Origin of the sequence: Gordonia namibiensis NBRC 108229 (assembly GCF_000298235.1) — a bacterium.
In the GTDB taxonomy this organism is placed as follows: Bacteria; Actinomycetota; Actinomycetes; order Mycobacteriales; family Mycobacteriaceae; genus Gordonia; species Gordonia namibiensis.
Window position 1 is genome coordinate 1 of sequence record NZ_BAHE01000015.1, and the last position, 24,649, is coordinate 24,649.

Below are 24,649 nucleotides of genomic sequence, written 5' to 3' on the forward strand. Positions count from 1 at the left end.
TCGCGGGGTGGTGGAAGTGGCGAAAAAGGGTGGGTTTTGCGTAGCCGGTCAGCGGAGGAAGGTCGCGGCGGCGTCGGCGAGATCGAGGAGCGGTTGCGGGAAGACGCCGAGCACGACGGTGACGAGCGTGCACAGGGCGATGCCCGTGGTGGTGAGGATGCTCGGCTTCACGACGTGCGGTGCGTCGCGGGTGGGGACGTCGTCGAAGAACATGGCGACGATGATGCGGATGTAGACATAGGCGGCGATCGCGCTGCTGATGACGCCGATGACCACCAGGGCTCCACCACCGTTGCCGGCAACCGCGGCGAAGACGTCGAACTTGGCGATGAAGCCGCTGGTCAGCGGGATGCCTGCGAAGGACAGCAGGTAGACCGCGAACATGGCGCCGACCAAGGGATACCGCCGGCCCAGACCCGACCACTGGGTGAGGTCGGTGGCCTCGCGGCCGGACAGGTGCGGATTGCGGACCGTCGCCGCGGCGCCGTGGATCGCGGCGGTGCGTGCCGATGTACTCGTGTCCGTATCGGGTTCCCGGATGACCGCCACCATCGCGAAGGCGCCGAGCGTGGTGAACGCGTAGGCCGCCAGGTAGAAGAGGGTCGCGCCGAGGCCTGCGTCGTCGAAGGCGATCAGACCGAGCAGGATGAAACCGGCGTGCGCGATCGACGAATAGGCGAGCATCCGCTTCACGTCGTTCTGGGTCACGGCCATCACCGACGCGATGACCATCGACGCGATCGCGACCGCCCACAGCGCCGGCGCCCACTGGTCGCGCAGCGCACCGAAACCGACGTAGAAGACGCGGAGCAGCGCGCCGAACGCGGCGACCTTGGTGGCCGAGGCCATGAACGCGGTGACCGGGGTCGGGGCACCCTGGTAGACGTCGGGAATCCACGAATGGAACGGCACCGCCCCGACTTTGAACAAAAGGCCGACCGCCAGCATGGCAAGACCGATCAGTGCCAGCGTGGTGTCCCCGCCGGTCCCGGCGACGTCGGTGATCGACGCCCCGATCGTCGACAGGTTCAGCGACCCCGTCGCGCCGTAGACGAACGCGGCACCGAACAAGAAGAAGGCCGACGAGAAGGCGCCCAGCAGGAAGTACTTCAGCGATGCTTCCTGCGAGATCAGCCGACGACGCCGCGCCAGTCCGCACAGCAGATAGAGCGGCAGCGAGAAGACCTCCAGCGCAATGAACATGGTGAGTAGATCGCCGCACGCGGGGAACAGCATCATGCCGCCGACCGCGAGCAGGGCCAGCGGGAACACCTCGGTTGTCACGGCACCGGCTCGGGTCGCCTCGAACTCGGCGTCGGTGTTGGGCACGGACGCGCCGGACGGGGTGAACATGTCCGCGTCGACACCACCGCCGTTGAGACCTGTTCTGCCGGACTGATCGTCGCCGACCCCGGCGCCGGCCAGGGTGCGCATGGTGACCGGCGCGACGACCCGTTCGAGTCGCCGTTCGGCCATGAACCCGACCGCGACGATCGCGATGATCAGCAGGAGGCCCTGAAGATACAACGTCGGGCGGTCCATCACGACGGCCCCCGACATCGCGAACTGGCCGTTCGCGCCGTCTGTTGTCTGCCCGGCCGTGACGGTGGCCAACGCCGCAAGAGCGACGACGAGCCCGCCCAGCGAAAGTGCCAGTTGCAGTGAGTACCTCACCCGGCGCGGGGCGAAGGCCTCGACGAGGACCCCGATGACTCCCGCACCGAACACGATCAGCATGGGGGACAGCGCCGCGTACTCGACGCTCGGGGCCTCGATCGCGGCCAGCGGGGTCGTGACGAGAGAGGTGGTCATCGGTGGGCCTCCGCATCGGTGGTCGCGCCGGCGGGCCGGCCATGGGCGGGGTCCGCGACCGCGGGTTCGGGATCGGTGACCCCGACCGTGGTCAACGTGCTCTGCACGGCTGGATCGATCAGCTCGATCATCGGTTTCGGATACACACCCAGGGCGATGAGCAGGGCGAGCAGCGGTACGACGACGGCCAGTTCGCGACCAGCGAGGTCGCGTATCGGCGACCGCTGCTCGTCGTCGGACCTCGCCGGCCCGCCCATCATCCGCTGGTAGGTCCACAGGATGTAGATGGCGGAGAGCACCAGGGCCGAACACGCGAGGACAGCGGCGATCGGATAGCGCGTGAATGTGCCGATGAGGACCAGGAACTCGCTGATGAACGGGGCGAGACCGGGTAGTGAGAGGGTGGCGAGACCCGCGACGAGGAAGGTCCCGGCAAGGACCGGGGCGACCTTCTGGACACCGCCGTAGTCGGCGATCAGGCGGCTACCCCGCCGCGACACCAGGAACCCGGCGATGAGGAACAGTGCGGCGGTGGAGAGTCCGTGATTGACCATGTACAGCGCCGAACCGGTCTGGCCCTGATCGGTCATCACGAAGATGCCCAGAATGATGAAACCGAAGTGGGAGATCGACGTGTAGGCGATCAGGCGCATGACGTCGGTCTGACCGATGGCCAGGACCGCGCCGTAGACGATGCTGACGACCGCGAGCCCGCAGATCAGTGGAGCGAAATACTGGCTCGCATCCGGGAACAGCTGCAGGCAGAACCGCAGCATCGCGAAGGTCCCGACCTTGTCGATGACGGCCATCATCAGCACCGCCGATGTCGGGGTGGCGGCAACCGCGGCATCGGGGAGCCACGAATGCAGCGGCCACAGCGGGGCTTTGACCGCGAACGCGAACATGAAGCCGAGGAACAGCAGTTTCGCCAGGCCGGTGGTGTCGTCGATCTGACCGCTCGACACCGCGGCCACGATGTCGCCGAGCGCGAAGGTCCCACCGCCGTCTGCGCCGACACCGTTCTGCGCGGACACCACGTACAGGCCGATCACCGCGGCCAGTAACAGCAGACCGCCGAACAGGTTGTACAGCAGGAACTTCACCGCCGCGCCGGAGCGGTTGGGGCCGGTACCGAAGCCGCCGATGAGGAAGTACATCGGGATGAGCATGGCCTCGAAGAAGATGTAGAAGAGCAGGATGTCCAGAGCGACGAAGCTCATCAGCACCATCGCCTCGGTGGCGAGGAACAGTGCGAGGTAGATGTGCGGGCCCTTCTGCGCCCGTCCGCCTGAGTGATCCAGGGACCCGTCGGAGTCGGCGTCGTGCCAACCGGCGAGCAGGAGCAACGGCAGGAGAGCGGCGGTCAGCAGGATGAGGACCAACCCGATTCCGTCCAGTCCCAACGCATATCGGGTTCCCAGGGCCGGAATCCAGCTCACGTTCTCGGTGAATTGGTAGCGCTCGCCGGCGGGATCGAAACCGACCGCGAGGCCGACGGCCAGGACGAGGACGCCGACGGTGATCGCGAAGGCGAACCAGCGTGCCGCCGCGGGCCGATTGACCGGGATGGCGAGGACGAGAGCCGCGCCCACCGCGGGGGCCAGCCAAAGGATCGTCAGCCAGGGGATGTTCACAGCACGTTCACCGCCATCACGAGTGCGACGATCAGGGTCGTCCCGGCGAACATCGACAGTGCGTAGGACCGCACATAACCGTTCTGCCAGCCACGTATTCGACGCGACGTGCGGGTCACGGTTTCCCCGACCCCGCTCGTCAACCCGTCGACGCCGTCGGACTCCACCGCGACGAGGCCGGCCGTGATCCGCTGTCCGGGTCGCATCAGCAACTCTTCGTTGATCGCGTCGCCGTACAGATCACGTCGTGCCGCGACGGTCAGCACCGACACGTCGTCGGGTGCGATGGCGGGGACGGGCCGGGTGGCGTACTGCCGGTAGGCGACCGCGACGCCGGCCGCGACGACGACGAGAATGATCGCGGTCATCGCCCACACCGGGATCAGGTGGTGGGCGGTGTGCTCGCCGACCACGGGTTCGAGCCAGTGCTCGAGTGAACCGCCGATCGCGAGCAGTCCGCCGGAGACCACCGAACCCAGCGCGATGAGGACCATCGGCCCGGTCATCACCCGGGGTGACTCGTGCGGATGCGGCGCTGGGGCGTCGGTGCCGTCGTGCCAGCGCTTCTCGCCGAAGAACGTCAGCAGCATCACGCGGGTCATGTAGAAGGCGGTGATGCCCGCGCCGAGAAGCGCTGCACCGCCGAGGACCAGGCCCTTCGCACCACCCGCCCCGAAGGCGGCCTCGATGATGTGGTCCTTGGAGTAGAAGCCTGCGAATGGTGGGACGCCGATGATCGCGAGGTAGCCGACCCCGAACGTCACGAAGGTGACGGGCATCAGTGTGCGGAGTCCGCCGTACCGTCGCATGTCGGTTTCGTCATTCATCCCGTGCATCACCGATCCGGCGCCCAGGAACAGGCCGGCCTTGAGGAAACCGTGGGTGAGCAGGTGCAGGATCGCGAATGCGTAGCCGGCCGGGCCGAGTCCGGCGGCGAGGACCATGTAACCGATCTGGCTCATCGTCGACGCCGCGAGCGCCTTCTTGATGTCGTCCTTGGCGCAACCGATGATCGCGCCGAACAGCAGCGTCACGGCACCGACGACCACGACCCCGACCTGCGCGGTGGGCGCCAGGTCGAAGATCGGGCCGGAGCGCACGATCAGGTAAACGCCTGCGGTCACCATCGTGGCCGCGTGGATCAGCGCGGACACCGGGGTCGGACCCTCCATGGCGTCGCCGAGCCACGACTGCAGCGGCACCTGGGCAGACTTGCCGCAGGCGGCGAGCAGGAGCACGAAACCCAGTGCGGTGAGGGTTCCTTCGCCGGCCTGCGGGGCGCCGTCGAAGACCGCGGTGAACGCCACCGACCCGAAGGTGGCGAACATGATCATCAGGGCGACGGCGAGCCCGATGTCGCCGACGCGGTTGACCACGAAGGCCTTCTTGGCCGCGGTCGCTGCGGTCGGTTTGAACTGCCAGAAGCCGATCAGCAGATACGACGCCAGACCGACACCCTCCCAGCCGAGGTACAGGCCGAGATAGTTGTCGGCGAGGACGAGGACGAGCATCGCCGCGAGAAACAGGTTGAGGTAGCCGAAGAACCGTCGACGATCGGGGTCGTCGGCCATGTAGCCGATCGAGTAGACGTGGATCAGCGATCCGACGCCGGTGATCAGCAGGACGAAGCACATCGACAACTGGTCCAGGCGGAAACCGAAGTCCACCTGCAGTTCTCCGACCGGAACCCAACTGAAGAGGGTGTCGGTCACCCCGCGGTCATCGGCGGGACGGGACACCATCCCGGCGAACATCACCAGCCCGACCACGAACGACGCGATCGCTGCGGCAGTACCGAGCAGGTGGCCCCAGCGGTCGGTGGTCCGACCACCGAGGAGGAGGATCACCGCACCGGCGAGCGGTAGTGCGGGCACCAGCCAGAGCAGTGACGCGGTCAGTTCGGCGATCACCAATCCTCCTCTACCGCTTCAGCAGATCCGCGTCGTCGACCGACGCCGAGCGGCGCGATCGGAAGATGGTCATGATGATGGCGAGACCCACGACCACCTCGGCCGCGGCGACGACCATCGTGAAGAAGGCGATCACCTGCCCGTCGAAGGACTGGTTCATCCGGGCGAACGTGACGAAGGCGAGGTTCGCGGCGTTGAGCATCAGCTCGATGCACATGAAGACGACGATCGCGTTGCGTCGCAACAGCACTCCGGCGGCGCCGATGGTGAACAGCAGTGCCGAGAGGTAGAGGTAGTTCTCCGGGTTCATGAGCGGCCCCCTGAATCCTGGCCTCCCGGGTTCTCCGGGGCCTCCGTGTTCTTCTGGCGCAGGGTGCGGGCGGCCAGGATGGCGTTCACCGAGAGATCGGATGGACTGCCGTCGGGGAGTCGTGCGGGGACGTCGACCGCGTTGTGCCGGGCGTAGACACCGGGACTCGGGAGCGGGGTGATGTTGATGCCGGTGCGGAATCGCGCCTGCGACAGCTCCTTCTGGGTGAGGCGTGGACCGAACTTCTCGCGGTGGGCCAGGACCATCGCGCCGAGGGTCGCGGCGATGAGGAGCGCACCGGTCAGCTCGAAGGCCCACAGATACCGGACGAAGATGAGTTCGGCGATGGCCTCGATGCCGTAGTTGGTGTCGTCGGCGAGGGCGCCGGGCGCGGTCGCGCCGGAGGTGACCGCGATGGTGGCGTTGCCGATGCCGGCGATCATCAGGACGCCGAAGCCGAGACCGATGAGCATCGCGGCGACACGTTGCCCTCGCAGGGTCTCTTTGAGGGAGTCCGAGGAGTCGACGCCGATGAGCATGAGGACGAAGAGGAACAGCATCATCACCGCGCCGGTGTAGACGACCACCTGCACGACGCCGAGGAACACCGCACCCTGCGCCACGTAGAAGACCGCCAGCACGATCATCGTCGTGGCCAGGAAGATCGCGGAGTAGACCGCCTTGGTGGCGAAGACGACGCCGAGCGCGCCGGCCACCGCGATCACTCCGAGGACCCAGAACTGCACGGCCTCACCGGTCGAGGTGCGGACCACCTCGTCGGCCAGGATCGCGGTCACCGGCCCGGGCGTCATGGTCGCGGCTCCCGGGCACCCTCGCGCACCGTCGGTGTCGGGAGAGGTGTGACCCGGCCGTCGGAGGTGATCTCGCCGCGGTAGTAGTTCTCCTCGGTCGAACCGGGCGCCATGGCGTGCGGCGGCGGTTCGACGCCCGGTGGCAGAGGCGCCAGAAGCCGGTCCTTCTCGTATATGAGGTCGGCGCGGTTGTCGTCGGCGAGCTCGTAGTCGTTGGTCATCGTCAGCGCACGGGTCGGGCAGGCTTCGATGCAGAGTCCGCACCCGATGCAACGCAGGTAGTTGATTTGATAGACGCGGCCGTATCGCTCACCGGGCGAATACCGTTCGTCCGGCGTGTTGTCGGCTCCCTCGACGTAGATGGCGTCGGCGGGGCAGGCCCACGCACAGAGCTCACAGCCGATGCACTTCTCCAGCCCGTCGGGATGACGGTTCAGTTGGTGCCGGCCGTGATAGCGGGGCGCGGTCGGCCGTTTCTCCTCGGGATACTGCTCGGTGATGCTCGGCTGGAACATGCCACCGAAGGTGACGCGTAATCCACTGACCGGCTTGAGGAAATCAGGCATCGGTGGTCTCCCTGCTCGGCTTCTCTTCGGCGGGAAGGGGCGGCTCGGGATCGATCCGGACGGGCTGGGATCTCGAATCCGTCGAGGGCATCGGCGGCACGGGGAAGCCGCCGGCCATGGGGTCGAACTCGGCCGGGCTCTGTGGTTCGGACGAGGCGTCCGGCACATCCGGTACCCGCATCATCCGCCAGATCGCGTAGCCGATGAGTGCGGTCACGGCGAGACCGGCGCCCGCCGAGACGAGTGCCCGGATGAGGCCGGCGTCGTCGCCGCCGATGGAGGCGCGGATGATCGCCACGACCATCACCCATGTCAGCGAGATCGGGATGAGCACCTTCCAGCCCAGGTTCATGAACTGGTCGTAACGCAACCGCGGCAGGCTCGTCCGGAGCCAGATGAACACGAACAGGAACGCCCAGACCTTGATGGTGAACCAGAGGATGGGCCACCACCCGGAGTTCGCCCAGTCGAAGGCGCTCAGCGGCCACGGCGCCTGCCAGCCGCCCAGGAACATCGTGGTGGCCAGGGCGGAGACCGTCACCATGTTGATGTACTCGGCCAGCATGAACATCGCGAACTTCAGCGATGAGTACTCGGTGTGAAAACCGCCGACCAGCTCGCCCTCGGCCTCCGGCAGGTCGAACGGGGCACGGTTCGTTTCACCGACCATCGAGATCGCGTAGATCACGAACGACGGCAGCAGCAGGAGGAAGTACCAGTGGTGCTCCTGCGCCGCAACGATTCCCGAGGTCGACATCGTCCCGGCGTCGAGGAACACCGCGGCGAAGGTGAGGCCCATCGCGATCTCGTAGGAGATCACCTGGGCGGTGGAGCGGAGTCCGCCCAGGAGGGGATAGGTCGAACCGGACGACCAACCGGCCAGCACGATCCCGTACACGCCGACCGAGGTCACGGCCAGGACGTAGAGCACCCCGACCGGCAGATCGGTGAGCTGCAACGGGGTTTGGTGACCGAACACCGACACCATCGGTCCGAACGGGATCACCGCGAACGCCATCACCGCGGGGACGACCGCGATGATCGGCGCCAGGAGGTAGATCACCTTGTCGACGCCGGACGGGATGATGCCTTCCTTCAGTGCGAGTTTCACACCGTCGGCGAGACTCTGGAGGATTCCGCGGGGCCCGACGCGGTTCGGCCCGATCCGGGACTGCATGCGCGCCATGATCTTGCGCTCGAGCAGGATCGCGACCAACGGGTTGACGACGAGGAACGCGAAGACGGCGACCGCCTTGACGACGACGAGCCAGATGGGGTCGTGGCCGAAGTCGGCGAGGTCGGGGTAGTCGATGGCGAGAGCGGTCATCGCACACCTCCCGCGACATCCGCCGACGAGGCCGGCGCCAGCGCGACGAGATCACCCGCGCGGGCCCGGAGGTCGGCGTGCACTCGGGAACCGGGGGAGTTGAGCGGAACCCACACGACGCGGTCGGGCATGTCGGCATACTCGACGGGCAAGGCGATCTCGCCGTCGGCGGTGCTGATCCGGACCCGCCCGCCGACCGCGACGCCGGCCTCGGCGGCGGTCGTCGGCGACATCCGTGCCACCGGCGGACGTGCGGTCCCGGCGAGGTGCGGCTCGCCGTCCTGCAGACGTCCGAGGTCGAGCAGCAGGTGCCAGGTGGCCAGGACGGCCTGACCGGCCGCCGGTGCGCGCTGGGAACGTTCATGAGCGACGACGGCCGGGCGCTCACCTGCCCACGCTCCGATGCGGCGCAGATCCATATGGATGGTCTGCGGCCCATCACAGCGCAGGTCGACGCCGAGACGCCGTGCGAGCGCATCCAGTACCCGATGGTCGGGAACGTGTCCGGACTCGGTCAGCGCGGCGGTGAAGCTGCGCGGACGGCCCTCCCAGTCGACGAACGTGCCCTCCTTCTCGGCGACCGTCGCCACCGGGAACACCACGTCGGCGTGCGGGGTCACCGTCGAGTGCCGCTGTTCGAGACTCACGACGAAGGGTGCGGCGGCGAGTGCGTCGCGCGCAGCCGCGGGATCGGGGAGATCGTCGAGGTCGACGCCTGCGACGATCAGTGACAGCCCGTGGTAGCGGGCCGCGTCGAGGATGCCGGTGGTGTCGCGACCGGGCAGGGTCGGGATGCCAGGACCCCACACCTCCGAAACAGCGTCGCGCGCCGCGGTGTCGGTGATCGACCGTCCGCCCGGCAACAACCCGGCGAGAGCGCCGACCTCGAGTGCGCCCCGCTCCCCCGCACGCCGCGGGATCCAGGCGAGGCGGGCGCCCGTGCGGTCGGCGAGGTCGGCGGCGGCCTGCAGGCCACCCGGGACGCCGGCCAGTCGCTCCCCGACGACGATGACCGAACCCGCTTCGCCCAGATGGTCGGCCACCTCGTCGGAGGCGAGGATCTCCGGCTCGGCGCCCGGCGCGACGGGGAACAGTCGAGCATCGAGTTTCTGCGCCCCGCGGCTCGCGAACGGGGCCACGGTGGCCACCCGCTGCCGGTTCGTCCGCACCGCCCGGCGAAGACGGAGGAAGACGATCGGGGATTCCTCCTCGGGTTCGAAACCCGCGAGGAGTACCGCCGGTGCGTCGGACAGGTCGCCATAGGTGGTCTCGAGACCTCGTCCGGCCACCCGGGCGGCGAGGAAGGACGCCTCCTCGGTGCTGTGGACGCGGGCGCGGAAATCGATGTCGTCCGTCTTCAGCACCGTGCGGGCGAACCGTGCGTAGGCGTAGGCGTCCTCCACGGTGAGGCGTCCACCGGCCAACACACCGACATGCCCACTGGCCGCCGAGATTCCCTCGGCGGCAACGCGGATGGCGTCGGCCCACGACGCCTCCCGCAGTTCACCGTGCCGGTCGCGGACCAATGGAGAGGTCAGGCGGTCGGACTCGGTCGCGTACGCGAAAGCCCACCGCCCCTTGTCACAGTTCCACTCGGAATTGACCTCGGGGTCGTCCCCGGCGAGGCGTCGGAGCACTTTGCCGCGCCGATGGTCGGTGCGCTGGGCGCATCCGCTCGCACAGTGCTCACAGACACTCGGCGTCGAGACGAGATCGAAAGGCCGTGCACGGAAACGATACTGGGCACCGGTCAGCGCGCCGACCGGACAGATCTGGACGGTGTTGCCGGAGAAGTACGAGTCGAACGGTTCGTCCTCATAGATGCTGACCTGCTGCAGCGCACCACGATCCGCCAGCTCGATGAGCGGATCGCCGGCGACCTGCGTGGAGAAGCGCGTGCACCGGGCACAGAGGACGCATCGCTCGCGGTCGAGCAGAACCTCCGACGACAGCGGGACCGGCTTGGTGAACGTGCGTTTGACGCCGTCGAACCGGGACTCGCTGCGACCGGCCGACATGGCCTGGTTCTGCAGCGGGCACTCACCGCCCTTGTCGCACACCGGACAGTCGAGCGGATGGTTGATCAGCAGCAGCTCCATCACGCCGCGCTGCGCATCCGCGGCGATCTGCGAACTGAGTTGGGTCCGGACCACCATCCCGTCGGTGGCCGTGGTGGTGCACGACGCCAGGGGCTTCCGCTGGCCCTCGACCTCCACGAGGCACTGGCGGCAGGCGCCGACCGGGTCGAGCAACGGGTGATCGCAGAAGCGGGGGATGGTGATCCCGATCTGCTCGGCAGCGCGGATCAGCAAGGTGCCCTTCGGCACCCGCAGCTCGACGCCGTCGATGGTGATGCCCACGAGATTGTCGGCCTGGGTCGTCGGATCACTGCCGTGGGTGAGGGTCATCGGGCATCTCCCGTCGGCTCGGAACCCAGGACGGTCGACAGCGAGTGGTCGAACGGGCAACCGTGATCGAGGTGGGCGAGGTATTCGTCTCGGAAGTACTGCAGCGACGACACGATCGGGCTTCCCGCGCCGTCGCCGAGCGCGCAGAACGACTTCCCGACGATGCTGTTGGTGACGTCGGAAAGGGTGTCGAGGTCGGCGGCGGTGCCGCCCTCGTGCTCGAGCCGATGGAGCAGCTGCACCAGCCAGTAGGTGCCCTCCCGGCACGGCGTGCACTTACCGCACGACTCGTGCGCGTAGAACTCGGTCCAGCGCAGCACCGCACCGACGACGCAGGTCGTCTCGTCGAAGATCTGAAGAGCCTTGGTGCCCAACATCGATCCCGCGGCGCCGACCCCTTCGTAGTCGAGGGGGACGTCGAGATGCTCCGGTGTCAGCAGCGGCGTCGACGATCCGCCCGGGGTCCAGAACTTGAGTTCGTGCCCGGCGCGGACACCGCCGGCGCGTTCGAGGAGTTGCCGCAGGGTGATCCCGAGCGGCGCCTCGTACTGACCGGGATGGGTGACGTGGCCGGACAGGGAGTACAAGGTGAACCCCGGCGACTTCTCGGTGCCCATCGACCGGAACCAGTCGACGCCGTTCCGGATGATCGACGGCACGCTGGCGATGGATTCGACGTTGTTGACCACGGTCGGGCTCGCGTAGAGGCCGGCGACCGCCGGGAAGGGCGGGCGGAGGCGCGGCTGGCCCCGACGACCCTCGAGTGAGTCGAGCAGCGCCGTCTCCTCGCCGCAGATGTAGGCGCCCGCCCCGGCGTGCACCACCAGGTCGAGGTCGAAGCCCGAGCCCAGGATGTTCTTCCCGAGATAGCCTGCGGCATAAGCCTCGTCCACGGCGGCACGCAGCCGTCGCAGGACCGAGGCGACCTCCCCGCGGACGTAGATGAACGCGTGGTGTGCGCGGATCGCATACGCCGCGATGATGACCCCCTCGACGAGGGTGTGCGGCGTCACGAGCATGAGGGGCATGTCCTTGCAGGTGCCGGGTTCGGATTCGTCGGCGTTGACCACGAGGTAATGCGCGATCGACGGCTCGACACCGGACTTCTCCTGCGGGATGAACGACCACTTCATGCCGACCGGGAAGCCGGCGCCGCCGCGTCCCCGCAACCCGGAGGCCTTCACCATCTCGATGACGTCGTCGGGCGGGGTGTCGAGCGCGGTCCGCAGGCCGCGGTACCCGTTGTGGCGCAAGTAGTTCTGTAGAGACCAGGACTCGGGCTCGTCCCAGTGCCGGGACAGCACGGGGGGTTCCGGTGGGTCGGGTTCGGCAGGTTCGCTCGTCGCCTGGTCAGCCGGCAGAAGGGGATCGGCCGACGAGGGTGCGGCCCCGGCGAGTTCGAGCTCGGTCTGGCGGAAGGAGCACACGCGCCCGGTGCCGCGGGCGGGTTCGACCGAGACGCCGGCACGGAGGTCCTCGATCAGTTCGATCGTCGACTCCGGGGTCTGGTTGTCGAAGAACTCCCAGTTCACCATCACCACCGGTGCGAAATCACACGCGGCGTTGCACTCGACGTGTTCCACCGTGATGCGTTCGTCGGCGGTGGTGTCACCGGGGCGAACACCGAGGTGGTCGCAGACCGCGCGGAGGATGTCGTCGCCGCCGAGGGTGGCGCAGAGCGTGTTGGTGCAGACCCCGACGAGGTACTCGCCGGTCGGCGATCGGCGGTACATCGAGTAGAAGGTGGCCACCGAAGCGACCTGGGCGGCGGTCAGATCGAGCTGCGCCGCGCAGAACTCGATGCCCGCGCGGGTGATGTATCCGTCCTCGGACTGCACCAGATGGAGCAGGGGGAGAAGGGCCGACCGCGACTGTGGGTAGCGCGCGATGATCGGCGTCGCCTGCTCGGCGAGGCGTTCGGTGACCTCGGCCGGGTAGGCGGAGGGGCCGCCGAAGGTGATGGTCGGCGCCGGGATGCCCTGGGCCGGCGCGGCGTCTTCGGTGGGCGGCGAGGTGGACAGCTCCACGAACACGGGATCGGTCATCGGTCCACGCCTCCCATCACCGGGTCGATACTGGCGACGGCCGTGATGACGTCGGCGACCATGCCGCCCTCACACATCGCGGCCACCGCTTGCAGATTCGTGAACGACGGATCGCGGAAGTGGACCCGATAGGGCCGGGTGCCGCCGTCGCTGACCATGTGGACACCGAGCTCACCGCGCGGGGACTCGACCGCGACGTAGCACTGCCCGGCCGGTACCCGCATGCCCTCGGTGACCAGCTTGAAGTGATGGATCAGCGCCTCCATCGACGTCCCCATGATCCGGGCGATGTGCTCGGGGGAGTTGCCGAGACCGTCGGGGCCGAGGGCCAGATCGGCCGGCCAGGCCAGCTTGCGGTCGGCGACCATGACCGGACCGGGCCGGAGCCTCTCGAGGCACTGTTCGACGATGCGGATCGACTCGCGCATCTCCTTGACGCGGATCAGGTAGCGGCCGTACGAGTCACAGGTGTCGGCGGTGATGACGTCGAAATCATAGGTCTCGTACCCGCAGTACGGCTGCGTCTTTCGCAGATCGTGCGGATAACCGGTGGACCGCAACACCGGTCCGGTGATGCCGAGAGCCATGCAACCCGTCAGGTCGAGGTATCCGACGTTCTGGGTGCGCGCCTTCCAGATGTAGTTGTCGTTCAGCAGGTCTCCGAGCTCGTCCAGGCGACCGGGTAGCTGGGCGATGACCTCGGCCACCTGTTCCGGCCCGTCGGGCGGCAGATCCTGCGCGACGCCACCCGGTCGGATGTAGGCGTGGTTCATCCGCAGGCCGGTGATGAGTTCGAAGAGGTCGAGGATCAGTTCCCGTTCGCGGAAGCCGAGGAACATCGCGGTGACGGCACCGAGCTCCATTCCGCCGGTGGCCAGGGCCACGAGATGGCTGCTGATCCGGTTCAGCTCCATCAGCATGACGCGGATGACGGTGGCCCGTTCGGGGACGTCGTCGGTGATCCCGAGGAGCTTCTCGACGCCCAGGCAGTAGGCGGTCTCGTTGAAGAACGGCGACAGATAGTCCATCCGAGTCACGAACGTGACGCCCTGCGTCCAGTTGCGGTACTCGAGGTTCTTCTCGATCCCGGTGTGCAGGTAGCCGATTCCGCAGCGCGCCTCGGTGACCGTCTCGCCCTCGATCTCCAGGATGAGGCGGAGCACGCCGTGGGTCGACGGGTGCTGGGGACCCATGTTCACGACGATGCGTTCGTCGCCGGGTTGCTGTTCGGCGCGAGTGCGGACGTCGGAGACGATGGAGTCCCAGTCCTGTCCGGAGACGGTGTAGGTGCGGGTCGGGGTCTCCTCCTCGCGGGGCGTCGCGGCGCGGGATTTCGACGATCCGGTGGCTGTGTCGGTCATCAGCTGTACGACCTCCTCCGGTCCGGTGGGTCGACGCGGGTTCCCTTGTACTCGATGGGTACTCCGCCGAGCGGGTAGTCCTTGCGCTGCGGATGGCCCTCCCAGTCGTCGGGCATCTCGATGCGGGTCAGCGAACGGTGGCCGTCGAAGACGATGCCGAAGAAGTCGTAGGTCTCGCGTTCGTGCCAGTCGTTGGTGGGGTGGATGTCGCAGATGCTCGGGATGTGCGGATCGGTGTCGGGCGCCGACACCTCGAGGCGCACGCGCCGGTTGTGGGTCAGGGAGGCGAGGGGATAAACGGCGTGCAGTTCCCGGTCGGCGTCCCCGGGATAGTGGACCCCGTTGACGCCCAGGCACAGTTCGAAGCGCAACGCGGGTGCGTTGCGCAGGGTCAGCGCAACCGTGCGGAGGTGTTCCCGCGCGACGTGGATGGTCATCTCGTCGCGGAAGACGACCACCTTCTCCACCGCCGCGTCGTAGGACTCTCCGAGTTCGGCCTGCAAAAGATCGGCGACCTCGTCGAAGTAGCTGCCATAAGGTCGAGAAGAGCTGGGCGGCAAGGTGATCGGATCGATCAGACCGCCGTATCCAGAAGTGTCACCGGTGCCCGGTGCGCCGAACAGTCCGTGCCGGACGCCGATGACCTCGGGATCGGGCGGTTTCGGGTCGGGCATGCCGAGGTCGGTCATCGCAGCAACCCCTTCATCTCGATGGTCGGAGTGGCCTGCAGGGCAGCGCGTTCCACCGCCCAGATGGCCTCCTCGCGGTTCACCCCGAGCGGCATCTCCTGGATCTTCTCGTGCAGCTTGAGGATCGCGTTCAGCAACATCTCTGGTCGGGGAGGGCAACCCGGGAGATAGATGTCGACCGGCACGACGTGGTCGACGCCCTGGACGATCGCGTAGTTGTTGAACATCCCGCCGGACGAGGCGCAGACCCCCATTGCCAGAACCCATTTGGGTTCGACCATCTGGTCGTAGATCTGCCGGAGCACCGGGGCCATCTTCTGGCTCACGCGGCCGGCGACGATCATCAGGTCAGCCTGCCGTGGAGACGCCCGGAACGCCTCCATGCCGAATCGGGCGAGGTCGTAGCGACCCGACGTCGTGGACATCATCTCGATTGCGCAGCAGGCGAGTCCGAAGGTGGCCGGCCACAGCGAACCCTTGCGCATGAAACCGGCGAGATCCTCGACGGTGCTCAGCAGGAAACCGCTGGGGAGTTTCTCCTCGAGTCCCATGACTGACCTCCTTGCAGACGGTTACCGGTTGAAAAGTCCTCAGTCCCAGCTCAGTCCGCCGCGACGCCATTCATAGGCGTAGGCAACGGAGACATTGACGATGAACAAGAGCATGGCCGCGAGGCCGAACCAGCCGAAGGAGTCGAAGGCGACGGCCCAGGGGTAGAGGAAGACGATCTCGATGTCGAAGATGATGAACAGCATCGCGGTGAGGTAGTACTTGACCGGCACCCGCTGGACCGGGCCGCTGAACGTGGGGCCCTCGCCCCCGCGGCGGGAGGCAGGAGTCAGGAGGCTCTGGCCGACCGGCTCGATGCCACACTCGTACGCCTCGAGTTTGGCGCGGTTGTACCGTTTCGGGCCGATCGCGACGCCGATGAAGACGCTGAAAACGGCAAACGCCACGCCGATTGCCCCGAGGATCATGATCGGGACGTAGGCGTTCAAAGCGTGGACTCCTCCTCGCTCCGGGCGGCCGAAACGCCTGGTGGGCGGTTCCGGCTCGGCGATTGTCCTGCCCGTGCCAGGGGTTCGGTCAGAACCTCCCGACGCGGTTGTGAGCTACAACACAAGCCTAGGTGGTCGTCCCGCGGGAGTCACCCGTTTCAGGCAGTTCGGCGTTTCTCGACCATCTCGACGAAGGCCTCCGGGAGGGCGATCGGATCGACCGGGAGTGTGGCGACGGCATCGGCCCGCGACCATTCGGCGAGCCAGCGGTCGTCGGCGCGACCGAGCAGCACGAGCACCGGCGGGCTCGGGTCCAGTTCGTCCTTCATCTGCTTGGCGATCCCCATCCCACCGGCCGGAGAGGCCTCGCCGTCGGCGATCACCGCATCGACGACGCCGGCGTCGAGCTGGGCGAACACCATTGGAGCCGTGGCGACTTCGATGAAGCTGAGCTCCGGGATGTCCTGGGACGGCCGGGTACCGAGCGCGCCGATGACCTGGGCCCGGGTATCGGAATCGTCGGAATAGACCAGCACGCGCAGCGACCGGGCAGCCTGGGTGTGGGTCACGCGTGCGATGCTACCGCCGTTCGACGTCCGGTTCGGGTGACTTTGGCCCGCGCGTCGGACGTCGCGGTCGTTCAGTGCTCGGTCGAGAAGCCGACTCGGCGCCGGTGGACCTCGAGCGCGAAGGTGACGAGCTGATCGATGAGATCGGCGTAGGGCACGCCGGTGGCCTCCCACAGCTTCGGGTACATCGAACCGGGGGTGAACCCGGGGATGGTGTTGACCTCGTTGAGCAGCCACCCGCGACCGTCGGCCTCGTAGAAGAAGTCCACCCGGGCCATGCCGGTACAGCGCATCGCCGTGAAGGTCCGGGCCGCGAGCTCCCTGGCCTCCGTGAGCGCGGCGTCGGGCAGGGCGGCCGGGATGACGAGCTTCGCCGCGCCGGTGACGTACTTGTCCTCGTAGTCGTAGAACTCGCTGCCGGGTTCGATCTCGCCGGGCACCGACGTCTCGGGTGCCGTGTCGCCGAGGACGGCCACCTCGATCTCGCGGCCGGTGACGGCCTCCTCGATGATCACCACGTTGTCGTAGCGCAGGGCCAGGTTGATCGCAGCGTCCAGCTCGCGCTCGTCGTGCGCCTTGGAGATGCCGACCGACGATCCGAGGTTCGCGGGCTTGACGAACACCGGTAGTCCGAGGTCTTCGACAACCCGGGAGACGATGGTGTCCGGGTCGTCGACGCCGTCGCGGAACTCCACCCATTTGCACTGCGGGATGCCGGCCTGGGCGGCGACGATCTTCGCCATCGCCTTGTCCATGCACAGCGCCGACGAGAGCACCCCGGCGCCGACGTACGGCAGCTTGAACAGCTCGAGCATCCCCTGGATGGTGCCGTCCTCGCCGTGCGGACCGTGCAGCAGCGGCAACACGACGGTGATGGCCTCATCGGCGTGACCACGGAGTTCGGTCAGCGGGTCGACGACGCTGCCCGCCACCTCCAGGACGTCCGGGAGCGGGGTGCCTTCGGCGATCGCGGCCATGGCCTTGTCGTTGCGCAGCCAGGTGCCGTCCTTGGCGATCCCGATGGGGACAAGGTCGTATTTTGCCCGGTCAGCGGCGGCGAGAACGTGCGCGGCTGTGACCCGTGACACATCATGTTCGGCGGAGACCCCGCCATAGAGGACCACAAGACGCAGGAGCCGCGAAGACATGCATGTCACGATACGGCCCCCGGCAACCGAGTTCTCGGGGTGGAGTGGCCGGTTGTGGGTTTCGACACGGCTCCTCGCTGCGCTCGTCGCCTGCTCAACCGGCGAGGGCACACGGCTCCTCGCTGCGCTCGTCGCCTGCTCAACCAGCGAGGGCACACGGCTCCTCGCTGCGCTCGTCGCCTGCTCAACCGGCGAGGGCACACGGCTCCTCGCTGCGCTCGTCGCCTGCTCAACCAGCGAGGGATGGCCCTCTGCCGGCCGAGTAGCGACGACCGAACGGAGTGAGGCCGCCGCGTATCGAGGTCAGCACCGTGACGGCTCGGGAAGCCGGTCGACCGCCGTCGGCTAGCGTGAGGTCGTGCATTTCTTGGCGAGTGAGGTCGCAGCGTCCGTCGGCGGCGAGTTGATCGGTCCCGACGTGCAGATCGACGGGGCGAGCATCGACTCGCGCAACGTCCGGCCGGGGCAGCTGTTCGTGCCGATCGTCGCCGAGCGGGACGGTCACGACTTCATCCCGTCGGCCCTCGAGGGCGGCGCGGCGGCCTTCTTCACCTCCCGCGACGAGGTCGCACGCGGCACTGCCATCCGCGTCGCCGACACCGCCCTCGCCCTCGCCGACCTCGGTCGCGCGGTCCGCCGCCGCATCCCCGACCGCGTCGTCGGCATCACCGGCTCGGTCGGCAAGACCTCCACCAAGGATCTCCTCGCCGGCGTCCTGCAGACCACCTACCGCACCGCGGCGAGCGAGAAGTCCTTCAACAACGAACTGGGCCTCCCGCTGACCCTGGCCGGTGCAGCCGACGACGTCGAGGCCGTGGTCCTCGAGATGGGTGCACGGGGGATCGGCCACATCGACCTGCTGTGCTCCATCGCGAGCCCGACCGTCGGTGTGATCACGCGCGTCGAAGGCGTCCACCTCGAGTTGTTCGGGGACATTGAATCGGTGGCCCGCGCGAAGGGGGAGCTGGTCGAGTCTCTCCCGGCCGACGGGATCGCCGTCCTCAACGCCGACCACCGTTACGTCGCGGCGATGGCGGATCGCACCTCGGCGCGGGTGCTGCGGTACGGCCTGTCGCCGGATGCCGACGTGTACGCGTCGGACATCGTCGTCGACGACGAGCTGCGAGCATCCTTCCGGCTGCACACGCCGTGGGGTTCGACCGACGTGCGACTCGGCGCGCGAGGGGAGCATCAGGTGCCCAACGCGCTCGCGGCCGCCGCGGCCGGCGGCGGTCTCGGAGTGTCCGTCGAGGACATCGCGAACGGCATGTCGGCCGCCGAATTGTCCGGTCTGCGAATGGAACTCGCCAAGACCGCGGACGGCACGATCGTGCTCAACGATGCCTACAACGCGAACCCGACGTCGATGTCGGCGGCTCTGAAGTCGCTTGCCGCGCTGCCGGCCGGGCGGCGGGTTGCCGTTCTCGGCACCATGGCGGAACTCGGATCGGATTCCCCGGCCCAGCACCACGCGATCGCGCTCGAGGCGCACGAGCTCGGCATCGAGGTCATCGCGGTCGACGAACCGAACTACGGCGACACCGCGCGCCACACCTCCGGCGTCGACGAGGCGGTTGCCGCGCTCGGCGACCTCGCCGGAGGAGATGCGGTGCTGGTGAAGGGAAGTCGCGTTGCCGCGCTGGAGCGGGTGGCACAGGCTCTGCTGAGCTGAGTTCGGCCTCAGCCGGGCGTCACGAGGTCGGTGATCCCCAGTCCTCCACGGCGTCGGCCTCGGCGGCCGCCCGGGCACGATACTCGCTCGGTCCGATTCCGAGTTCGGCCCGGAATCGGTTGCGCATCGTGGGACTCGACGGGAAACCGGAGACCCTCGCCACCTCGGAGACCGCCATGTCCGGACGCGTCCGGAGGAGTTCGCAGGCGGTCTTGAGTCTGCGGTCGGCGATGCGTGCGGCCAACGAGTCCTCGGTGTCCTCGAAGTGCCGGTACAGCTGACGGCGGCTGATGTGCAGGTAGCGGGCGATCGCGTTCGGGGTGAACGACGGGTCGCGATGGTGACGCTCGATGAGGTCGGAGACCGCCTCCCGCACGAACAGGGCGTTGTCGGTGATCTGTCGGTTGTCGTAGTCGAGCTGTCCGAGCGCAGCGCGAACCAATTCGATGGCGGCCATCTCCGTGTCCGGGTCGGGTTCGGTCACGCCGACCGCGGTGTCGGACGCGAACTGCAGGATGAACGACGCGGTGGCCCGCGCCAGCAGGGTGTGGGAGGCGACCGGTCGTCGGGCCTGCTCTGCGACCCTGCGCTGGTTTCCGAGGAGTTCCAGCGGGATCACCAGGCCCGCAGGGTCGTTGATCTCGAAGGTCCGCTCGAGATAGGGCGATGCGTTGCTGACGAAGGCGAGTTGCCCGGGGCCATAGGCGAAGTCGCGTGACCCCTGGCGGATGATGTGCCTGCCCTCCAGGGTGTGCACCCCGATGACCAGGTCCTCGGAGGGTTGTTGCTCGATGAGGCGCGGGTTGCGCGAGAGCTGGAGTGGGGTGTGCAGGCTGCAGAACGTGCCGATCATCGAGAGCTGACGTGCGAACATCAGCGCGTCGAATGAACCGGGGTCGTCGGTCTGCACCTCGACGTGCTGTCCGAAGTGGCGCATGCCGTCGGGTCCGGTGAGTCGGATGGGTTCGGCCTGGATGTTGCTGCGGTGCACGCCGACTCGGCGCTCCCACGTCTCGATCACCTTCGGCGGCAGGGCTGCCGGCGGGACATCGTCCCGGAACAGCTCGGTCATCCCCGGCTCCCCGGTGCCGGAGCGCCCTCGCCGGGGTTCTGTGGTGTGCGTGGTCCGGTCATGCGGACTCACCCGAGGAGTTCCGGTTCCAGGCCGGGAGGACCACGAGGGATGCCAGGAAGAAGCAGATCGCGCCGATGAAGGTGCCCCAGTTGGCCATCGCCGTGTCGACCGTGACTCCGGCCTTGGACACGTAGGCGCCCACCGCGGCGACGCCGAAGGCGATACATCCGAGGAGGTTGATCTGCACCGACCACCAGCCGATCGAACCCGGATCGAAGAACTTGTGTGCGTGTCGGTAGCCGCGAACGGCCAGGAAGCCGCTGACGAGGAAGAGGATCGATCCGCCGGCGTCGGGCGACCAGACGAGGTCCCGTTGGGAGGGAATCGAATGCGCGGTGAGTGCCGCGGTGGTGCTCACGTTGAACAGGATCGTGCCCAGCGACTGGGTCGACGCCGCGAGCCAGTCGGCGCGCACCATGATGCCGCTGCCGTAGTCGACCTTGGTCGTCACGGGGCCACTCAGGATCAGCTGGATCAGCCCGGCGGCGGTGAAGAACCACGCACCGATGAAGCAGCACAGATTGACGGCCGAAGCTCCGGCCCAGCTGCCGAAGCCCGGCGCCGCACTCAACGCGAAGAGTGCGGACCCGATCATGAAGCCCCAACACTGTTTGTTCAGGGTCGGGATGAAGAACGTGCTGCGCCTGGGGGCTGACGCGGCAATACTCATTGTCTACCTGTCTGTGTATGCGACGATGCGTCCCCGGCCTGGAAGGGGATGCCAGGCCGGGGACACGTCGGGGGGTCGCGGAAGACCTACGCGATCAGTGGTGGAAGTGCGAGCGCTCGCCCTCGACCGGCATGGGGCCCTCGAGACGATCGAGGAAGTCGACCTCGGTCTGGATGTCGGCGATGAGTGCACGAGCGAGGTCGTGGCTCAGGCCTGCGCGGACGACGATGCGCTGCACGGTCAGGTCGGCGAGGTCGTCGGCCATCGGGTAGGCCGGGACCAGCCAGCCCTTCATGCGCAGGCGATCCGACAGGTCGTAGAGGTTCCAGTTGTCGGTGTGACCCGACTTCAGGCGCCAGGCGAAGACCGGGATGGTGTCGCCCTTGCTGACGAGTTCGAAGGCGTCGATCTTGGCGATCTCCGACGACAGCCACTGCGCGACGTCGAGCGAACCCTGCTGGACCTGGCGGTAGCCCTCACGACCGAGGCGCAGGAACTGGTAGTACTGCAGCAGCACCTGGGCGCCGGGGCGCGAGAAGTTCAGTGCCAGGGTGGGCATGTCGCCACCGAGGTAGCTGCAGTGGAAGACCATGCTCTCCGGCAGGGCCTCGGTGTCGCGCCAGACGATCCAGCCGACACCCGGGTACACGAGGCCGAACTTGTGACCCGAGGTGTTGATCGAGGAGACGCGGTCGACGCGGAAGTCCCACTCGAGGTCGGGCTGGCAGAACGGAGCGATCATCGCACCCGATGCGCCGTCGACGTGGATCTTCACGTCGAGGCCGGTGTTCGCCTGGATCTCGTCGAGCTTGGCGGCGATCTGCTTCACCGGCTCGTACATGCCGGTGTAGGTCTGGCCCATGATGGCGACGACGCCGATGGTGTTCTCGTCGACATACTTCTCGAGCTCATGGCCGTCGAGGACCATGTGCTCGGGGCTGATCGGCACCCAGCGGGGCTCGACCTCGAAGTAGTTGCAGAACTTCTCCCAGCAGACCTGAACGGCGGTGGACAGCACCAGGTTCGGGGTCTCGGTGGACTTGCCTTCGGCCTTGCGGCGGGCCTGCCAGTGACGCTTGAGGGCCAGGCCGCCGAGCATGCAGGCCTCCGACGAACCGATGGTCGAGGTGCCGATGGCGTTCTCGACGTTCGGGTTGTGCCACAGGTCGGCGAGGATCTTCCAGCAGCGGTCCTCGATGGCGGCCGTCTGCGGGTACTCGTCCTTGTCGATCATGTTCTTGTCGACGGTCTCGGCGTAGAGCTTCTTCGCCTCGTCGTCCATCCAGGTCGACACGAAGGTCGCGAGGTTCAGTCGAGCGTTGCCGTCGAGCATCGCCTCGTCGTGCACGATCTGGTAAGCGGTCTCGGGCAGCAGCATGTCGTCGGCCATCGAGAACTTGGGCAGATCGGTGGCCTCGCCCGGACGGGTGAAGACGGTGCGCAGGTTCAGGTTGTCACCGATGTTGGTTGTGGTGCGGGCTTGCGAGTTCGACTTGGGTGTCATGTATTCCTCCTGGTGTTCAGATGCTAAGGCGCTCAATACCGGAAATGGGGGCGGTTGAAGCGATCTACTCGAGGTAGACGACAGTCACGGGGGCTTGCCTGTCTCGACCTCCCTAGACTTCCACCGGCGGATACAAACGGTCCATCGTGTACTGGCGGTTTCGGCGGGCGGCCCACGACGAGATGGCCAGGCAGCCCAGCGTGATTCCGCTGAGGACGCCGATGGCAAGCCATAGTCGGTAGTCGATGCCGCCGACCGTGAGTTGTCGGAGGCCCTCCACCGTGTAGGTCATCGGGTCCACGTAGTGGATGTACTGGAACGGCGTGGCCGTGGTCGGCACGGGATAGATACCACCCGCAGAGACCAGCTGGACCATCAGGAATGCCAGTGTCACAACACGTCCGACCGCGACGTCGAAGACCGCGTTGAACATCTGGATCATCGCCATGAAGGTCGCGACCACGAGCAACAGGTACAGGAACGTGGCTATCGGGTACTCGGCACGCAACCCGACCGCGAAGGTGACCACCGTGTACAGGACGGTCGCCTGGATGAAGCCGATGGCGAAAGCGGGTGCGTACGAGGCCAATACGACGCGCAGCGACGAGAAGCCCTGGACGATCGGGCGGGACTGCAACGGCGTCAACAACATCCAGGTGATGATGCCGCCGACGAACAGTGCCAGGGACATGAAGAACGGTGCGAAGCCGGTACCGAAGGTCGGGGCCTCGTGTGTGTAGTCCTCTTGCAGTGCGACGGGTTGTGCCAACGTCTTGGCGATCTCCGTCTTCTCCTTGTTGGTCCAGGAGGGAATGGCCTTGACGCCCTCGTCGAGGCCCGATGCGAGCTCATTCGAACCGGCGGCGAGTTTCTCCGTGCCGCTGGCGAGTTCGTCGGCGCCGGCACTCAGCTCACCGAGACCGGTGCTGAGTTCGGCCGATCCGCTCTTCAGTTCGTTGGCGGCGCCGCGAGCAGCGAGGATGTCGTTGCGCAGTCCGCCGTCCTCGACCAGGGTGAGGCCGAGCCGGAGGGGGCTGCTCGGGTTGCCGAGCTGCTGGGAGAGCAGGGCGGCGTCATTGTTCAGCTGCGTGAGCTGATTGTTCGCGTCGGGGCCGAGGCCGTTGGTACGCAAGAACTGTCGCGCCGGATTGAGGGCCTCGGCGAGACCGCGCATCGCGGGATCCGTGGACGCGCTGAGCTGGTTGATGACCGACTCCAGGCCCTGACTTGCCCGGGACTGCTGGTTCGCGGCGGTGCTGAGTTCGTTCGATGCCGCGCCGGCGTTGCGGGCCAGGCGATCTGCGGCCGCGTTCACCTCGGCGGCGGTGATGCCGGTCTGGTCGCCGTTACCGATCGCCGCGAGCAGCGGGTCGGTCGCGCGGATCAGCGCGGAGTCGAGTTCACCGAGACCGCCCGCGAGTTCGGCGGCACCGTTCTTCGCGGTCACGAGGTTGGTGGCGATCTCCTGAGCGCCCGTGTTGGCGGACTTGAGACCTGCTGCCAGTTCGTTGGCACCGTCGGCAGCCTCGGTCAGCTTGGGCGTGAGATCGCCGACCTCGTTGAGGACGATCTCGAAGGTCTGGGCACCCACCTGCGCGCTGACCTTGTTGACGACCTGCTGGGCGGCGTCCTGGCCGATGATCGTCGCCAGGTAGTTGTTGGCGTCATTGTAGGTGAACACCAGCGGTGCCGAGCGCGGGTGGTCGCTCGTGGGTGAGGCGATCGCCTTGCTGAAGTCGGCGGGCAGCGTGATCGAGAAGTAGTACTTGCCGTGCGCGACGCCGTCAGCGGCCTCGGCGGCGGAGACCTCGTGCAGGTCGAGCTGCTTGGACTCGATCAGTCCGGCGGCCACCTGGGAGCCGGCGTCTAGCTTCTGCCCCTCGACGACCGCGCCGGTGTCCTCGTTGACGAGTGCGACCGGGATCTTGTCGGCGGCGGCGAACGGATTCCAGAACGCCCACAGGTACATCGCGCCGTAGAGGAGCGGCATGAGCATGATGACCACGAGCGCCAGCCGGGGCATCCGGCCCCGGTAGTAACGCTTGATGTCGCTGCCCGGCGAGAATGCGGCAAACATGT

Annotated in this window: 20 protein-coding genes; 1 reads left to right on the plus strand and 19 read right to left on the minus strand. The window is 67.3% G+C overall.

Annotated features, from left to right (window positions below; all coding sequences use genetic code 11):
• Positions 1 to 48: 48 nt before the first annotated feature.
• From nuoN to GONAM_RS09395, 15 genes are all read right to left on the minus strand, one after another.
• On the minus strand, positions 49 to 1,812 hold the full coding sequence (gene nuoN, locus GONAM_RS09325; protein WP_006866502.1) for an NADH-quinone oxidoreductase subunit NuoN: 1,764 nt from the start codon (positions 1,810 to 1,812) through the stop codon (positions 49 to 51).
• Positions 1,809 to 3,446, minus strand: a complete 1,638-nt coding sequence (locus GONAM_RS09330; RefSeq protein ID WP_006866503.1) for an NADH-quinone oxidoreductase subunit M — start codon at positions 3,444 to 3,446, stop codon at positions 1,809 to 1,811. Before GONAM_RS09330 ends, nuoN begins: the two co-directional genes overlap by 4 nt.
• On the minus strand, positions 3,443 to 5,356 hold the full coding sequence (nuoL, locus tag GONAM_RS09335; protein ID WP_006866504.1) for an NADH-quinone oxidoreductase subunit L: 1,914 nt from the start codon (positions 5,354 to 5,356) through the stop codon (positions 3,443 to 3,445). The genes GONAM_RS09330 and nuoL overlap by 4 nt, the downstream gene beginning before the upstream one ends.
• Before the next feature lie 10 nt (positions 5,357 to 5,366).
• Positions 5,367 to 5,666, minus strand: coding sequence for an NADH-quinone oxidoreductase subunit NuoK (nuoK, locus tag GONAM_RS09340; RefSeq protein WP_005200546.1), 300 nt, complete (start codon positions 5,664 to 5,666; stop codon positions 5,367 to 5,369).
• Positions 5,663 to 6,478, minus strand: coding sequence for an NADH-quinone oxidoreductase subunit J (locus GONAM_RS09345; RefSeq protein ID WP_006866505.1), 816 nt, complete (start codon positions 6,476 to 6,478; stop codon positions 5,663 to 5,665). Before GONAM_RS09345 ends, nuoK begins: the two co-directional genes overlap by 4 nt.
• Positions 6,475 to 7,044: an NADH-quinone oxidoreductase subunit NuoI gene (gene nuoI / locus GONAM_RS09350; protein WP_006866506.1), complete on the minus strand. Its 570-nt coding sequence runs from the start codon at positions 7,042 to 7,044 to the stop codon at positions 6,475 to 6,477. Before nuoI ends, GONAM_RS09345 begins: the two co-directional genes overlap by 4 nt.
• Complete coding sequence (gene nuoH / locus GONAM_RS09355) at positions 7,037 to 8,371, minus strand: NADH-quinone oxidoreductase subunit NuoH (RefSeq protein ID WP_006866507.1); 1,335 nt, start codon at positions 8,369 to 8,371, stop codon at positions 7,037 to 7,039. The genes nuoI and nuoH overlap by 8 nt, the downstream gene beginning before the upstream one ends.
• Positions 8,368 to 10,779 (minus strand): NADH-quinone oxidoreductase subunit G, encoded by a 2,412-nt coding sequence (locus tag GONAM_RS09360; protein ID WP_006866508.1) that lies wholly within the window; start codon positions 10,777 to 10,779, stop codon positions 8,368 to 8,370. Before GONAM_RS09360 ends, nuoH begins: the two co-directional genes overlap by 4 nt.
• A complete protein-coding gene (gene nuoF / locus GONAM_RS09365; RefSeq protein WP_006866509.1) occupies positions 10,776 to 12,824 on the minus strand; it encodes an NADH-quinone oxidoreductase subunit NuoF in 2,049 nt (682 codons plus the stop codon). The genes GONAM_RS09360 and nuoF overlap by 4 nt, the downstream gene beginning before the upstream one ends.
• Positions 12,821 to 14,185, minus strand: coding sequence for an NADH dehydrogenase (quinone) subunit D (nuoD, locus tag GONAM_RS09370; protein WP_083876402.1), 1,365 nt, complete (start codon positions 14,183 to 14,185; stop codon positions 12,821 to 12,823). Before nuoD ends, nuoF begins: the two co-directional genes overlap by 4 nt.
• Positions 14,185 to 14,874: an NADH-quinone oxidoreductase subunit C gene (locus tag GONAM_RS09375; RefSeq protein WP_006866511.1), complete on the minus strand. Its 690-nt coding sequence runs from the start codon at positions 14,872 to 14,874 to the stop codon at positions 14,185 to 14,187. The genes nuoD and GONAM_RS09375 overlap by 1 nt, the downstream gene beginning before the upstream one ends.
• Positions 14,871 to 15,425: a NuoB/complex I 20 kDa subunit family protein gene (locus tag GONAM_RS09380; RefSeq protein WP_006866512.1), complete on the minus strand. Its 555-nt coding sequence runs from the start codon at positions 15,423 to 15,425 to the stop codon at positions 14,871 to 14,873. Before GONAM_RS09380 ends, GONAM_RS09375 begins: the two co-directional genes overlap by 4 nt.
• A gap of 39 nt (positions 15,426 to 15,464) precedes the next feature.
• Positions 15,465 to 15,872 (minus strand): NADH-quinone oxidoreductase subunit A, encoded by a 408-nt coding sequence (locus tag GONAM_RS09385; protein WP_006866513.1) that lies wholly within the window; start codon positions 15,870 to 15,872, stop codon positions 15,465 to 15,467.
• A 158-nt stretch (positions 15,873 to 16,030) separates the two neighbouring features.
• The gene (locus GONAM_RS09390) at positions 16,031 to 16,441 is read right to left on the minus strand and encodes a hypothetical protein (RefSeq protein ID WP_006866514.1); all 411 of its coding nucleotides are present in this window, start codon (positions 16,439 to 16,441) and stop codon (positions 16,031 to 16,033) included.
• A 71-nt stretch (positions 16,442 to 16,512) separates the two neighbouring features.
• Positions 16,513 to 17,589, minus strand: coding sequence for a D-alanine--D-alanine ligase family protein (locus tag GONAM_RS09395; RefSeq protein WP_006866515.1), 1,077 nt, complete (start codon positions 17,587 to 17,589; stop codon positions 16,513 to 16,515).
• 358 nt (positions 17,590 to 17,947) lie between these two features.
• Here GONAM_RS09395 and GONAM_RS09400 point away from each other — a divergent pair, with 358 nt between their 5' ends.
• Positions 17,948 to 19,261: a UDP-N-acetylmuramoyl-tripeptide--D-alanyl-D-alanine ligase gene (locus GONAM_RS09400; protein WP_006866516.1), complete on the plus strand. Its 1,314-nt coding sequence runs from the start codon at positions 17,948 to 17,950 to the stop codon at positions 19,259 to 19,261.
• 19 nt (positions 19,262 to 19,280) lie between these two features.
• Here the strand turns inward: GONAM_RS09400 and GONAM_RS09405 are convergent, their stop codons facing one another.
• From GONAM_RS09405 to GONAM_RS09420, 4 genes are all read right to left on the minus strand, one after another.
• Positions 19,281 to 20,333 carry a helix-turn-helix domain-containing protein gene (locus GONAM_RS09405; RefSeq protein ID WP_006866517.1) on the minus strand — a complete coding sequence of 351 codons (1,053 nt, stop codon included), beginning with the start codon at positions 20,331 to 20,333 and terminating at the stop codon, positions 19,281 to 19,283.
• A gap of 58 nt (positions 20,334 to 20,391) precedes the next feature.
• The gene (locus GONAM_RS09410) at positions 20,392 to 21,066 is read right to left on the minus strand and encodes a hypothetical protein (protein ID WP_006866518.1); all 675 of its coding nucleotides are present in this window, start codon (positions 21,064 to 21,066) and stop codon (positions 20,392 to 20,394) included.
• A gap of 94 nt (positions 21,067 to 21,160) precedes the next feature.
• Positions 21,161 to 22,570 carry a glutamate decarboxylase gene (gad, locus tag GONAM_RS09415; RefSeq protein WP_006866519.1) on the minus strand — a complete coding sequence of 470 codons (1,410 nt, stop codon included), beginning with the start codon at positions 22,568 to 22,570 and terminating at the stop codon, positions 21,161 to 21,163.
• Between the two features lie 112 nt (positions 22,571 to 22,682).
• Positions 22,683 to 24,647, minus strand: a complete 1,965-nt coding sequence (locus tag GONAM_RS09420) for a YhgE/Pip domain-containing protein (protein WP_006866520.1) — start codon at positions 24,645 to 24,647, stop codon at positions 22,683 to 22,685.
• Between the last annotated feature and the right edge of the window lie 2 nt (positions 24,648 to 24,649).